This is a genomic window from Actinomadura fibrosa (assembly GCF_900659615.1).
In the GTDB taxonomy this organism is placed as follows: Bacteria; Actinomycetota; Actinomycetes; order Streptosporangiales; family Streptosporangiaceae; genus Spirillospora; species Spirillospora fibrosa.
Genome location: NZ_CAACUY010000231.1, coordinates 1 through 13510 on the forward strand (window position 1 = coordinate 1; position 13510 = coordinate 13510).

The 13510-nt window shown below is 74.9% G+C and carries 13 protein-coding genes; 7 read left to right on the forward strand and 6 right to left on the reverse strand.

Going from position 1 to position 13510, the window contains the following annotated elements; genetic code table 11:
* Positions 1–95 precede the first annotated feature (95 nt).
* From E1300_RS40055 to E1300_RS40065, 3 genes are read left to right on the forward strand one after another with little or no spacing between them, the layout of a single operon-like run.
* Positions 96–1088 carry a TIGR03564 family F420-dependent LLM class oxidoreductase gene (locus E1300_RS40055; protein ID WP_131762497.1) on the forward strand — a complete coding sequence of 331 codons (993 nt, stop codon included), beginning with the start codon at positions 96–98 and terminating at the stop codon, positions 1086–1088.
* Entirely contained in the window at positions 1085–2215 is a 1131-nt protein-coding gene (locus E1300_RS40060) for a CaiB/BaiF CoA transferase family protein (protein WP_131762499.1), read from the forward strand. Before E1300_RS40055 ends, E1300_RS40060 begins: the two co-directional genes overlap by 4 nt.
* Entirely contained in the window at positions 2212–3615 is a 1404-nt protein-coding gene (locus E1300_RS40065) for a class I adenylate-forming enzyme family protein (RefSeq protein WP_131762501.1), read from the forward strand. Before E1300_RS40060 ends, E1300_RS40065 begins: the two co-directional genes overlap by 4 nt.
* 80 nt (positions 3616–3695) lie before the next feature.
* Here the strand turns inward: E1300_RS40065 and E1300_RS40070 are convergent, their stop codons facing one another.
* The gene (locus E1300_RS40070) at positions 3696–4457 is read right to left on the reverse strand and encodes an SDR family NAD(P)-dependent oxidoreductase (protein WP_131762503.1); all 762 of its coding nucleotides are present in this window, start codon (positions 4455–4457) and stop codon (positions 3696–3698) included.
* Positions 4458–4510: 53 nt separating this feature from the next.
* On the opposite strand from E1300_RS40070, the gene E1300_RS40075 reads away from it, so the two are divergent.
* From E1300_RS40075 to E1300_RS40090, 3 genes are read left to right on the forward strand one after another with little or no spacing between them, the layout of a single operon-like run.
* Positions 4511–5962 (forward strand): class I adenylate-forming enzyme family protein, encoded by a 1452-nt coding sequence (locus E1300_RS40075; RefSeq protein ID WP_131762504.1) that lies wholly within the window; start codon positions 4511–4513, stop codon positions 5960–5962.
* Complete coding sequence (locus E1300_RS40080) at positions 5955–7109, forward strand: thiolase family protein (protein ID WP_131762506.1); 1155 nt, start codon at positions 5955–5957, stop codon at positions 7107–7109. The genes E1300_RS40075 and E1300_RS40080 overlap by 8 nt, the downstream gene beginning before the upstream one ends.
* 25 nt (positions 7110–7134) lie before the next feature.
* Positions 7135–8256: an ArgK/MeaB family GTPase gene (locus E1300_RS40090; RefSeq protein WP_242619691.1), complete on the forward strand. Its 1122-nt coding sequence runs from the start codon at positions 7135–7137 to the stop codon at positions 8254–8256.
* Between the two features lie 4 nt (positions 8257–8260).
* On the opposite strand, the gene E1300_RS40095 is transcribed toward E1300_RS40090, so the two are convergent.
* The 5 genes from E1300_RS40095 to E1300_RS40115 form a co-directional block, all read right to left on the reverse strand.
* Complete coding sequence (locus tag E1300_RS40095) at positions 8261–9061, reverse strand: acyl-CoA thioesterase (RefSeq protein WP_131762508.1); 801 nt, start codon at positions 9059–9061, stop codon at positions 8261–8263.
* 115 nt (positions 9062–9176) lie between these two features.
* On the reverse strand, positions 9177–9854 hold the full coding sequence (locus E1300_RS40100) for a TetR/AcrR family transcriptional regulator (protein WP_131762510.1): 678 nt from the start codon (positions 9852–9854) through the stop codon (positions 9177–9179).
* 138 nt (positions 9855–9992) lie between these two features.
* Positions 9993–11201, reverse strand: coding sequence for a metal-dependent hydrolase family protein (locus E1300_RS40105; protein ID WP_131762512.1), 1209 nt, complete (start codon positions 11199–11201; stop codon positions 9993–9995).
* 1 nt (position 11202) lies between these two features.
* A complete protein-coding gene (locus E1300_RS40110) occupies positions 11203–11526 on the reverse strand; it encodes a hypothetical protein (protein WP_131762514.1) in 324 nt (107 codons plus the stop codon).
* Positions 11510–12808: an aromatic ring-hydroxylating oxygenase subunit alpha gene (locus E1300_RS40115; protein ID WP_131762516.1), complete on the reverse strand. Its 1299-nt coding sequence runs from the start codon at positions 12806–12808 to the stop codon at positions 11510–11512. The genes E1300_RS40110 and E1300_RS40115 overlap by 17 nt, the downstream gene beginning before the upstream one ends.
* Before the next feature lie 134 nt (positions 12809–12942).
* Here E1300_RS40115 and E1300_RS40120 point away from each other — a divergent pair, with 134 nt between their 5' ends.
* Positions 12943–13398, forward strand: coding sequence for a hypothetical protein (locus E1300_RS40120; RefSeq protein WP_207400227.1), 456 nt, complete (start codon positions 12943–12945; stop codon positions 13396–13398).
* Positions 13399–13510 lie beyond the last annotated feature (112 nt).

Consider the following 13510-nt stretch of genomic DNA (forward strand, 5'->3'; position numbering starts at 1 on the left):
CCTGACCGCTCCGCGCACGGCGCGCGCGGAGCCCGGGCGCGGCCGGGCCGCCGGGTCCGGCCGCGCCCCACCGACGTCGTGGAACTGGAGGCACCATGCGGATCGGCGTGATGATCGGCCCCGAGCGCGGCGACGCCGCGCGCAAGGCAGCGCGGATGGTCGAGGACGTCGGCTGGGCCGAGCGGGCGGGCCTGGACACCGCGTGGGTGCCGCAGATCCCGACCGACTTCGACGCGCTCACGGCGGTCGCGCTGATGGGCGCGCGGACGGAGCGGATCGAGCTCGGCACCGCGGTCGTCCCGCTCCAGGCGCAGCACCCCGTCGCCCTCGCCCGGCAGGCGATGTCGGCGCAGGCCGCGGCGGACGGCCGGCTGGCGCTCGGCGTCGGGCCCTCGCACCACTGGATCGTCCGGGACATGCTCGGCCTGCCCTACGACCGGCCCGCCGCCTACACCCGCGACTATCTGGAGGTGCTGGACGCCGCGCTGAGCGGCGCCGGCGCGGTGGACGTCGAGAACGGCGCCTTCCGGGTGCACAACCCGCTGACGATCGGGCCGGTGGCGCGGCTGCCCGTCCTGGTCGCCGCGCTCGGGCCGGTCATGCTGCGGCTCGCGGGCGAGCGGGCCGACGGGACCGTGCTGTGGATGGCCGACGAGCGCGCGGTCGCCGAGCACGTCGTCCCGCGCATCACCAAGGCCGCCGGGGAGGCGGGCCGCCCCGCGCCGCGCGTCGTCGCCGGCATCCCGGTCTGCCTGTGCCGGCCCGCCGAGGCGGACGCGGCCCGGGAGCGCGCCAACCGGATCCTCGGCGAGGCGGAGATCTCCCCGAACTACCAGCGGCTGCTGGACCACGGCGACGCCCGCGACGTCGGCGACCTGTGCGCGGCGGGCGACGAGGCCGCCATCGCGGCCCGGTTCCGGCGGTTCGCCGACGCCGGCGTCACCGACCTGTCGGTGCGGCTGCTGCCGATCGGCGAGAACCGCGACGAGCTGGTCGCCTCCAAGCTCCGGACGCGGGACATGCTCGCCGCGCTCGCGGCGGACATGAGGCCGTCCGGCGGCCCGGCGACGGCCGCGGACCCGGCATGAGCGGGGGAACCGGCCCGCGGGCGGGGGCCGGCGCGGGCGCGGGGCCGCTGGCGGGCGTCCGCGTCCTGGAGGCGGGCCACATCCTGGCCGGGCCCTACGCGACGATGCTGCTCGCCGACCTCGGCGCCGAGGTGACGAAGATCGAGCCGCCGGGCGGGGACCTGTCGCGGCAGGTGGGGGACAGCTACTTCGCCAGCGTGAACCGGGGCAAGCGCAGCGTCCGCGTCGACCTGTCCGCCGAGGCCGGGCAGGCGGAGCTGGGGGCGCTGGCCGCGGACGCGCACGCGCTGCTGGTCAACATGAAGCCGTCCGCGATCCGCCGCTTCGGGCTCACCTACGACGCCCTGCGGCGGTGGAACGAGCGGATCGTCTGCGTGGCGCTCACCGGCTACGGGCTGGACGCCGGGGACGACCCGGCCTTCGACTACGTGATCCAGGCCGCGACCGGCGTCGCCGCGCTCACCGGCGACCCCGCCGGGCCGCCGACCCTGCCCGGCTACTCCTCGGCCGACAACTCCGCCGGGATGGCCGCGGCGCTCGGGCTGCTCGCACAGATCGTCTCGGGGCGCGGCGGGCAGGTGGAGGTGTCGCTCCGCGACGTCATGCTGTCGCAGCTCAACTACCGCGCCGCGGCCTACCTCAACGACGGGACCGAGCCGCGGCGGCTGCCCAACGGCGCGCACTCCTACTACGTCCCCGCCCAGCTGTTCCCGACAGCCGGGGGGACGCTCGCGCTGTTCGTCACCCATGACGGCTTCTGGAAGTCGTTCGCCGGGGAGGCGGGCGTCGCGGGGTTCCCGACGATGGCCGAGCGCGCCGCGCGGCGCGAGGAGGTCCTCGCCGCGGTCACGGCTGCCCTGGCGCGCGACACCGCGCTCGGGTGGGAGGCGCGGCTGCGCCCGCTCGGGGTTCCGGCGGCGGCCGTCCGGACGCTGCCGGAGGCCCTCGCCGCCGCCCCGGACGTGCTCGTGGACGCCGGAGGCTACCGGCTGGTGGGCAGCCCGATCCGCGTCGCCGGGTACGAGCCCGCCTACGGCCCGCCGCCCCGGCTGGGCGAGCACGGCGATCTGGTGGCGCGTGCGGCCGGGGGGCGCGGAGGCTCGCCCGCGGGCGGGGAGCGGTCGTGAGCGACTCCGCGGCGCTGGTCTTCGAGGAGCGGGAGTACGGCTCCGCGCGGCTGGCGGCGATGGCGGACGGGCTCGCGGGGACGCTCGCGCGGCGCGGTGTCCGGGCGGGCCGGCGCGTCGCGCTCATGGCGTCCAACCGGCCGGAGTGGGTGGCCGCGGTGCGGGCGGTCTGGCGGCTCGGCGCGTCGGCCGTGCTGCTCAGCCCGGCCTGGAAGCGCATCGAGGTCGAGCACGCCCTGGCGGTCACCGAGCCGGACCACGCCGTGGGCGACCACCCCGTGCTCGGCGAGCTGATGCCCATGCTGCATCTGGACGAGCCGGCCGCTCCCTGGAGCGGAACGTTCCCCCGGCCCGGCCCGGGGGCGGACGCGGTACTCGTGTTCAGCTCGGGGACGACGGGCCTGCCCAAGGCCGTCCGGCACACGCACGCGTCGTTCGGCGCCGCCGTCCGGCACTGGCGGGACGCCCTGGAGCTGACGCCGCGGGACCGGATCCAGATCGCGACGCCGCCGTCCCACATCCTCGGGCTGCTCAACATCGAGACCGCGCTGCGCACCGGCGCCCGGGTGCGGCTGCACCGCCGGTTCGACCTGGACGCCCTGCTCCGCCGCATCGAGAGCGACGGGATCACGGTGGAGATGGCCGTGGCGCCGATCGCGCTGGCGCTCGCGTCGCACCCGTCGCTGGAGTCCTACGACCTCTCGTCGCTGCGCTACATCATGTGGGGCGCGACGCCCGTGACGGCGAGCGTCGCCGAGACCGTCACCGAGCGGACCGGCGTCGGCTGGCTGCCCGCCTACGGGGCGAGCGAGCTGCCCGTCATCGCGTGCAGCCCGGTCGGCGGGGCCCGGCTGGACAGCGCGGGCCGCGCCGTGCCCGGGGTCGCCCTGCGGGTGGTGTCGCTGGAGACCGGGAAGCCGGTCGGGCCGGGCGAGACCGGGGAGATCCAGGCGCGCTCGCCCTCGCTGATGGCGGGCTACCTCCCGGCGGAGGCGACGGCCGAGGCCTTCGACGACGGCTGGTACCGGACGGGCGACGTCGGCCACATCGACGCGGACGGCTGGCTGCGGCTCACCGACCGCTCCAAGGAGATGATCAAGGTGCGCGGGTTCCAGGTCGCGCCCGCCGAGGTCGAGGCCGTCCTGCACGGCCATCCGGCCGTCGCCGACTGCGCTGTGTTCGGGGTCCCGGACGCGGCCGACGGGGAGGCGGTCGTCGCGGCCGTCACCCCGCGCGGCCCGGTCGATCCCGGCGAGCTGGCCGGGTTCGTCGCCGCCCGGCTGGCCTCCTACAAGCGGCCGGGCCGCGTGGTGTTCACGGCCGAGATCCCGCGCCTGCCGTCCGGGAAGGTGCTGCGCCGGGTCCTGAAGGAGCGCCACGGAGACGCGCCCGGCCGCTGAGGGGCGCGAGGGGCGCGGCGCGCCGGAACCCCGGAGCGGGCGGCGCCCCGGGGGTTCCGGCGCGACGCGCCGGAGGCCGGTCACTTCGGCGGGAACCGCAGGGCGCCGTCGAGGCGGATGATCTCGCCGTTCAGGTAGTCGTTCTCGCAGATGTGCTGCACCAGCGCGGCGTACTCGGGGGAGCGGCCCATGCGCTTCGGGTGCGGGACCTGCGGCCCCCAGTACGCCTCCAGCTGGTCGCCCGCCTTGCCGTAGGCCGGTGTCAGGAACGTGCCCGGCGCGATCGTGACGACGCGGACGCCGAGCGGCGACAGGTCGCGGGCGGCGACGAGGGTCATGCCGACCACCCCGCCCTTGGCGGCGGCGTAGGGGAGCTGGCCGACCTGGCCCTCGTACGCGGCGATGGACGCGGTGTTGACGATGACGCCCCGGCCGCCCTCGGCGGGCTCCTGCCGCCCGATCGCGGCGGCCGCGAGCCGCATCACGTTGAAGACGCCCGTCAGGTAGACCTCGATCGTCTTCCGGAAGCCCGCGAGGTCCAGGGGCGTGCCGTCCCGGCCGACGAGCCGCCCGCCGGACGCCGGGCCGCCGTGGGCGTCCACGGAGATCCGCAGCGGCCCCGCCTCCTCCGCCGCGGCCATCGCCGCGCGGACGTCGTCCGCGTCGGTGGCGTCGGTGCGGACGTAGCGGACGCCCAGCTCCTTCTCCAGCGCCCTGCCCGCGTCGTCGACGAGGTCGGCGACCACCACCTTCGCGCCGGCGGCGTGGAGGCGCCGGACCGTGGCCTCCCCGAGGCCTCCCGTCCCGCCGACCACGACCGCGGAGCTCCCGCTGATCTGCATCGCCACTCCCTCTCTTGCGAGTACGGATCTCAATAAGGGAGAATAGCATTCTCATGAACATCACCATGATCCTGGAGATGGCGGCCTCGGCCGGCGACCGGACGGCGGTGACGTCCGGCGGCCGGTCCCTGACCGCCTCCGCGCTCCTGCGCCTCGCGCACGCCGCCGCGGAGCGGTTCCGCGGCCGTCCGGCGGTCCTCTACCTCGGCCAGAACCACCTCGCCTACCCCGTCGCGCTCTTCGGCGCCGCGCTGGCGGGCGTCCCCTTCGTCCCGCTCAACTACCGGCTCGGCACGTCCCAGCTCACCGACCTCAAGGCGCGCCACCCCGGCGCCCTCGTGATCGGCCCGCCCGACCTCGAACCGCTCCTGGAGACCGCGGACGCCGCCCCGGGACCCCTCGACCTCGCGCCCGTGGTGGGTGACCCGGACGCCGTCGCGGTGATGCTCTACACGAGCGGGACGACCGCCGCGCCCAAGTCGGCCGTGCTGCGGCACCGGCACCTGCTCGCGTACGTGCTGAACACGCTGGAGTTCGGCTCCGCCGGGGAGGAGGAGGCGGCGCTGGTCGCCGTCCCGCCGTACCACGTCGCCGGGCTGGCGAACCTGCTGTCGAACCTCTACACCGGACGCCGCGTGGTCTACATGGCGGCGTTCGACGCGCGGGAGTGGCTGGAGACCGTCCGCCGCGAGAAGGCCACGCACGCGCTCGTGGTGCCGACGATGCTGGCGCGGATCGTCGCCGAGGTGCCCGGCGACGACGCGGAGACGCCCACGCTGCGCAGCCTCGCCTACGGCGGCGCGCGCACGCCGCGGCCCGTCCTGGAGCGGGCGCTGAAGATCTTCCCGGGGACCGGGTTCGTCAACGCCTACGGGCTCACCGAGACGGCGTCGTCCGTCGCCGTCCTCGGACCCGAGGACCACCGCGCGGCCCTCGCGGCGACGGACCCGGCGGAACGGGAGCGGCTCGGCTCGGTGGGACGGGCGCTGCCCGGCGTCGAGTTCCAGATCCGCGCCGAGGACGGCCGGCCCGCGCCCACCGGGGAGACCGGCCTCGTGTACGTGCGCGGCGACCAGATCTCCGGCGAGTACGGCGGCCGCAGCGCCCTCGACGCGGACGGCTGGTTCGCCACCCGCGACCGGGGACGGCTCGACGCCGCCGGCTACCTGTTCATCGAGGGGCGCGCCGACGACACCATCATCCGCGGCGGCGAGAACATCGCCCCCGCCGAGATCGAGGACGTCCTGCTGGGGCACCCCGGCATCGCGGAGGCGGCGGTGGTCGGCGTCCCCGACCCCGAGTGGGGCCAGCGGCTCGTCGCCGTCGTCGTCGGCGAGGGCGACCCGGAGGAGATCCGCCGCTGGGCCAAGGAGCGCCTCCGGTCCTCCAAGACGCCCGACGCGGTCGTGTTCCGCGCCGCGCTGCCGAAGACCGAGACCGGGAAGCTGCTGCGCCGCACTCTGCTCGCCGAACTCGACACAGGGTTGGAGAACACCCATGCCTGAAGCCGTCCTCGTGTCCGCCCTGCGCACCCCCATCGGCACCGCCTTCAAGGGCACGCTGCGCGACACCACCGCCTACGACCTCGCCCACCACATCGTCGGCGCCGCCGCGGACGGGCTCGACCCGGCCCTCGTCGACGACGTCGTCCTCGGCGAGGGCCTCTACGGCGGCGGCGTCCTCGCCCGGCACGCCGCCGTCACCACCGGGCTCACCGACGTCGCGGGCCTCGCCCAGAACCGGCACTGCGCCGCGGGCCTCGCCGCCGTCCAGGGCGCCGCCGCGAGCGTGCGCGCGGGCATGGACGAGCTGGTCATCGCGGGCGGCGTGAACTCGGCGTCCACCGCCCCGAAGTCGCGGTTCCTGGTCGGCGGCGAGTGGGCCGACCCCTGGGTCCCGCCCACCCACCCCGACCGGCCGGACGCCCCCAACCTCGACATGTCGATCACCGTGGGCTGGAACGCGGCGGTCAAGGCCGGCGTGACCCGCGCCGAGATGGACGCCTGGGCGCTCCGCTCCCACCGCAACGCCGTCCGCGCCATCGACGAGGGCCGCTTCGACGCGGAGGTCGTCCCGATCGAGACGCCGCACGGGCGGTTCGCGGTGGACGAGCATCCGCGCCGCGGCACCAGCCTGGAGAAGCTCGCCTCGCTCAAGCCCCTCCACCCGGAGATCGAGGGCTTCAGCATCACCGCGGGCAACGCCTGCGGCGCCAACGACGGCGCCGCCGCGCTCGTCGTCGCCTCCGACCGGCTCGCCGAGCGGCAGGGCCTGCCGGTCCTCGCCGCCGTCCGGTCGTGGGCGTCGGTGGGCGTCGATCCCGCCGAGACGGGGCTGGCGCCGGTGAAGGCGATACCGAAGGCGCTCGTCCGCGCCGGCCTGGCCCTGGACGAGGTGACGCTGTTCGAGATCAACGAGGCGTTCGCCGCGATGTGCGTCGCCACGATCGGGCTGCTCGGCATCGACCCCGGCCGCGTCAACGTGAACGGCAGCGGCTGCTCGCTCGGCCACCCCGTCGCCGCGACCGGCGCGCGGATGCTCGTCACGCTCGTGCACGAGCTGCGCCGCCGCGGCGGCGGCGTCGGCGTCGCCGCGATGTGCGCGGGCGGCGGGATGGGCTCGGCCACGGTCATCGAGGTCCCGGCCCCGTGACCCGCCCGCCCCGGCCCGGCACCGCGTGAACGTCCCCGACCTGCTCGCGTCCGCCCGGAACGGCTCCGTACGCGCCACAGGCCGCCTGCTCACCCTGGTAGAGGGCGACCGCCGCAACGAGGTCCTGGCCGCCCTAGACCGCCTGAACCGCGAGGACCGTGCGGGCAGCGTGGACCGCCCGTCCGACGCGGCCAGCGTGGGTGGCGTGGGCGGCCTGCCCGGCCTGGACGACCCGTCCGGCGCGGGCAGCGTGGGTGGCGCGAGCGGCGTGGACCGCGTGTCCGGCGTGAATCGCGTGGGCGACGCGAGCGGCGCGGACCGCGCGTCCGGTGTGGAGGGCCCGTCCGGTGTGGAGGGCTCGGGCGGTGGGGCGGGGGTGCGGGTCATCGGCGTGACGGGGCCGCCTGGTGCGGGTAAGTCGACTACCGTCGCCGCGCTCGTCGGGGCGTACCGCGCGCGCGGTACGCGGGTGGCGGTGCTGGCGGTCGACCCGTCCTCGCCCTACAGCGGCGGCGCGCTCCTCGGCGACCGGATCCGGATGGCCGCGCACGCGGGGGATCCCGGCGTGCTCGTCCGGTCGCTGGCGGCCCGCGGCCACCTCGGCGGGCTCGCCGCGGCGGTGCCCGCGGCGGTCCGCGTCCTCGCCGCCCTGTCCTACGACCCGATCCTGCTGGAGACCGTGGGCGTCGGCCAGTCGGAGATCGAGGTCGCCGCCGTCGCCGACCCCGTCGTCGCCGTCCTCGCCCCCGGGGCGGGCGACGCCGTCCAGGCCGCCAAGGCGGGGCTGCTGGAGGTCGCCGACCTCCTCGTCGTCAACAAGGCCGACCGGGAGGGCGCCGACCGGACCGTCCGCGACCTGCGCGCGGAGACCGGCGCGCCCGTCCTCACGCTCGTCGCGTCCCGCGGCGACGGCGTCCCGGAGCTCGTCGAGGCGATCGACGCGCACCGCCGCGCCGACACCCCCGCCCGCCGGACGGCCCGCGCGCGAGCCCAGATCCTGTCGCTGGCGCAGAGCCGGCTGCGCTCCCATCCCCGCCTCGCGCACCTGGCCGGGGAGGTCGCGGACGGGCGGTGCGACGCCGGCGCCGCGGCCGGCCTCCTCCTGGGCGCCCCTCCCGGAAGCGGCGATCGCCAGGAAGGGGCATGACGGGTCACCCCGCGAACCGGACGAGCGCCTCCTGCGCGTAGGAGGCGACGAGCGAGCCGTCCTCCGCCAGGACGTCGCCGCGGCCGAAGCAGCGGCCGTGGGCGAGAAGGGGGCCGTGCTGGCGCAGCAGCAGCCACCCGTCGGTGCGGAACGGGCGGTGGAACCAGAGGGTGTGCGAGGTGACGGCCGAGGTGAACGCGGTGCCCGCGTCCCGCTGGCCGATCCCGTCGAGCGGGCGCAGCGCGGTGCCGATCAGGGTGAGGTCGGTCGCGTAGGCGGTGAGGGCCGGTGCCAGCTCCGGAGCGGCGGGCGGCGTCCGCATCCACAGGCTCGCCTCGGGCGGCTCGGGTTTCCGGGAGTCCAGATCGGCGGCCGACCGGACCTCCCACGGGACGAGGTCGAGGTCCACGCGGTGCTCGGCCCCGAGGACGGCCGGGACGGGCTCGGTGGTCTGGTGGTCGAGGCCGTCCTCGGCGGCGTGCAGGGAGACGGACGCGGTCGCGATGACGCCGCGCGACTGCCGCGCGACGATCCCTGCCGTCGCGAACGTGCCGCCCTCGTGGTGGCGCTCCACCTCGTACCGGACCAGCTCGTCCGACCGGCCCGCGCGAGGGAACAGGACGTGCAGCGACTTGACGGCCTTCTCCGGATGGGCCAGGGACGCAACCCGGACGAACTGCGCGAGGAGCTGGCCGCCGAACAGCCGGTGGTAGCTCAGCCGCTGGTTGCGCCCCTCGAAGGCGGGGGACTCGCCGCGCAGTTCCAGGCAGTCGAGGAGGTCGCTCCACAGGTCGGTGCCGGTCACGCCCGCCCCCGGCCGGAGCAGCGGACGAGGGAGGTGCGGGCGGGAACGGCAAGGGCGAGGACGCGCATACCCTGAGTGTAAGCTAATTCTCCTAGCGGAGAATAGGATTCTCGCCCTAATCCTGCGCGAATCCCGAGGCGCAGAAGTCCCAGACCTCGTCGGCGGTGAGCGCGTGGTCCTGCTCGTCGCCCGGGACGCCGTTGCCCTGCGCGATGAACATGACCGTCTGCATCGTCAGCGCGGCCGCTCGGCGCGGGGTGAGGGCCGGGCGCAGCTCGCCGGCGTCCGCGGCCTGCGCCATGAGGTCGCTGAACAGCGCCAGCAGCGGCGCGTGCGCCACCTTCGTCTCGGTCGGGTGGGAGATCAGCAGCTGGGGGGCGAAGTCGGTGAACAGCGGGCGCCGCGCGCCGGGGTCGGGGCGGGACAGCTCGAACAGCAGCCGGACGGCGACCTTCAGCCGGTCCAGCGGGTCGGACTCGCCGGACGCGGCGGCGCTGATCTGGTCGGTCGCCCGGCGCAGCGCGTCCTCGAACAGGGCGAGCAGCAGCTCGTGCTTGCCGTCGAAGTGCTGGTAGAAGCTGCGCAGCGACTGGCGCGAGCGGTCGACGACCTCCTGCACGGTGAAGTCGGTGGTGCCCTTCTCCGAGATGATCGCCTGCGCCGCGTCGAGGAAGCGCTCCACCCGCTGCTCGGCGCGGAGCTTCGCCGCCTTGGTCGAGCGTTCGACCGCGCGCTGCTTCCAAGCCGGCTCCCCGCCCTGGGTGCCGGCGGGCGGATCCGTCTTCTGTGCCATGTCAAGAACCTTACTGCACGTCACCGGGAGGGGGCCTGCACCTCGACCGCCGTGTCCGGGACACGTTGACAAGACCCTGACTGGCGTGACGAGAGAAGGTTGTTCTCGACCGCTGCCGCCGGCCGCGCCGGGCCGCTCCTACTGGACGAAGACCTTCCCGCCCTTCATGACGAACCGCACGTCCTTGGTGACGGCGATGTCCCGCAGCGGGTCGCCGGGGACCGCGATGACGTCGGCGAGCAGGCCCTCCGCGAGCCGGCCGCGGTCGGTGACGTCGAGCAGCTCGGCGGCGGTGACGGTCGCCGCGCGCAGCACGTCCAGGGGGCTCATGCCGCGCTCGGCCAGCGCGACCAGCTCGCTCGCGTTCCGGCCGTGCGGGATCGCCGGGGCGTCCGTGCCGACCGCGATGCGCACCCCCGCCTTGATGGCGGCCCGGATCGACTCGCGGGCCCGCGGGAACATCTCGGCCGCCTTCTCCCGCAGCTCCGGCGCGGCCTTGGACACGTCCATGCCGTCGGCGAGGAACGTGGTCGCGACGAGGAAGGTGCCGCGCTCCACCATCAGCGCGATCGCGTCGTCGTCGATGAGGAAGCCGTGCTCGATGCAGTCGATGCCCGCCTCGACGGCCGCGCGGACCGCGTCGGCGCCGTGCGTGTGCGCCGCGACCCGCAGCCCGCGGCGGTGCGCCTCGTCCACGATCGCGCGCAGTTCCTCGTCGGAGTAGTGCTGCGCGCCCGGCACGCCGGTGTGCGACATCACCCCGCCCGACGCGCACACCTTGATGAGCCGCGCGCCGTGCTTGATCTGGTACCGGACGGCCTTGCGCACCTCGTCCACCCCGTTGGCGATGCCCTCCTCCAGCGTCAGCGGGAGGACGCCGGGCGCGAACGCCGCGAACATCGTCGGGTCGAGGTGCCCGCCCGTCGGGGTGATCGCGTGGCCGGCCGGCACGACCCGCGGGCCGTCGATCCAGCCCGCGTCGATCGCCTTGGCGAGGGCGACGTCGAGCAGGTAGCCGCCCGTCTTCACGAACAGGCCCAGGTTGCGGACGGTCGTGAACCCCGCCCGCAGGGTCCGGCGGGCGTTGCCGACGGCGCGCAGCATGCGCAGCGGCGGGTCGTCCTGGACGGGGGAGTACGCGGCCGTCTCGCCGCGGCCCCCCATCAGCAGGTTGACCTCCATGTCCATGAGCCCGGGCAGCAGCACCGCGTCGCCGAGGTCGACGACCTCGCCCCGCACGGGACCGCCGACCGCCGCGATCCGGTCGTCCTCGATCCGCAGGACGCCCGGCCGGACGATCTCGCCCGCGTCGAGGTCGAGGAGCCCGGCCGCCTTCAGTACCGGCATCTCAGACCACGGGCTCCACGACGAGGTCGAGGTAGGCGGCGCCGCTGTCGGGGACGCGCGCCTGCTTCCACACCTCGACGGGGAACGACACCATGACCAGCGACTGCATGAGGTGCAGCAGCGAGCGGGCGTCGCCGGGCAGGTCGTCCCAGGGGAGGGCGTCGCAGTAGGCGATGGCGTCCTCCAGCCGGGCGAAGGCCGCGTCGTAGAACGCCTGCATCTCCTCCATGGAGCTGGCGAGGCGCTTGGCGTACCGCTCCGGTTCGGTCGGCAGCGCCCAGGCCGCGTACAGCTCCAGGTCGCTGAACTCAGCGGGCAGCGGCATCGCTGTGCTCCTCGGCTCGGCGGTCCCCGTTCCGGTGCGCCCGGACCCGGTCGGCGACGACCTTGTGCAGGTGGCGCAGGAGGATCTCCTGGTCGTTGAGCGGGAACTCGGTGACGGCGCGGCTCTTCAGCATGGTCTGGGTGGCCTCCAGGGTGTTGGCGTCCTGGAGGGCGTACTCCTTGAACGTCACCGCCGCGAGCTCCTGGGCGAGGCGCTCGCGGGTGTTCTTCGGCGGGACGAAGTAGAGGCTGGACTCGAAGACGTGCCGGTCGACCGCGGTCGGCCAGTAGTGGTAGGTCAGGTACCAGCCGGGCGCCCAGAACAGCAGCGTGAAGTTCGGGAAGAACTCGAACGAGTCGGTGCCCCACGACCGGTGGCGCGCCGGGTTGATCCCGGGCGGCAGCGGGTCCAGGCCCGCGATGTCCGGCCGGTCCCAGGGGCCGAACAGGCCGCTGCGCAGCGCCCGCTCGATCGGCTTCACCATGGACGGGTCCTTCGGCGGCGCCATGCCGCCCCAGGACGAGATCATCGCGTGGGGGCTGTGCAGCTCGTAGTGCAGGGCCTCGAACCCGTACCCGAGGAGCTTGTCGGCCTCGTCCTTCACGGCCTGCTTCTGGTGCAGGACGGGCGCGTGGTAGAACTCCGCGAACGCGTCGATGAACAGCTTCCAGTTGCTGCCGACCTCGGCCCGGTAGGTGTAGACCTCGGTCATCTCGTGGAACGGGTAGCCCTCCAGCCCCTTCGCCATCTCGCCGAGGTACTCCTCCAGCGGCCGCGCGCCCGGGTCGAGGTTGACGAAGACGAACCCCTCCCAGACCTCGCAGCGCACCTCCTTCAGGCCGTAGTCGGCCTTGTCCAGGTCGAAGAACTCCTCCTCCTGCTGGACGAAGGTGAGCGCGCCGTCCAGGCCGTACCGCCAGGCGTGGTACTTGCAGGTGAACTGCCGGCAGACGCCCTTGACCTCCTCGCCGGGGAAGTCGTTCCACACGAGCTTGTTGCCGCGGTGCCGGCACAGGTTGTGGAACGCGCGGATCCGCTGGTCCCTCCCGCGGACGATGATCAGTGAGGTGTCGGCGACGGCGAGCTCCTTGGTGAAGTAGGAGCCCGTCCTCGGCACCAGCTCGACCCGGCCGACGTTCAGCCAGGTCCGCTTGAAGACGGCCTCGCGCTCGGCCTCGTAGTAGGCGGGGTCGACGGAGTCGGTGTAGTCGACCGGGGCGGTTCCCAGCTCGGGGTACTGCTCGGTCCAGCTCCCCGCTGCGGGTTTGGCGAAGTGGGGCACGGATCTACCTCCCTCTCGGGGATGAGAATAGCGTTCTCAAATATGAGTTGCAAGTTTCCAGCCTATTGCTTCTCTGTAGAGGAGAAGCTAGTTTTCACACACCGAGAGTATGACGTGACCTGGGGGAGTGCACCGTGACGCCGACCGAGACGCCCCCGACCGGAACGCCCCCGGCCGAGACGCCCGCGGGCGGGGCGCGCACCGGCCGCACCGGCGGCGCCGACCGCGCGGACCGCTTCGAGCGGGAGCTCGCGGAGCTGAGGATCCCCGACCCGGCGGCCGGGCGGGCCGCGCTGTGGCTGCGGCTCGGCGCCGCGCTGATGGCGCTGGGCCTGGTGCTCGCGGCCGTGGCCTACCTGGTGTCGCACGGCACCCGCGACCCGCTCGTCCAGCGGGACGCCATCACGCTCGGCCTCGGCGGCGTCGCCGCCGCCGTCGCCGGGTCCGCGCTGTTCCTGCGGTACTCGCTCACCGGCTTCCTGCGCTTCTGGATGGCCCGCCAGTCCTACGACCTCGCCCAGCTCGCCGACCGCCTCCTCGAAAGGGACGCCCGCCATGACCTCGCCGGAAACGACGCCGCGCCCCGGTGACCAGCTCGCCAGCACCGCCTGCGCCACGCGGGTGATCGTCGTCCGCGCCCCCGCGGGCGGCGGCCCGGTCGTCGCCTGCGGCGGGAGCCCGATGGTGCCCGCCGCCTCCGCG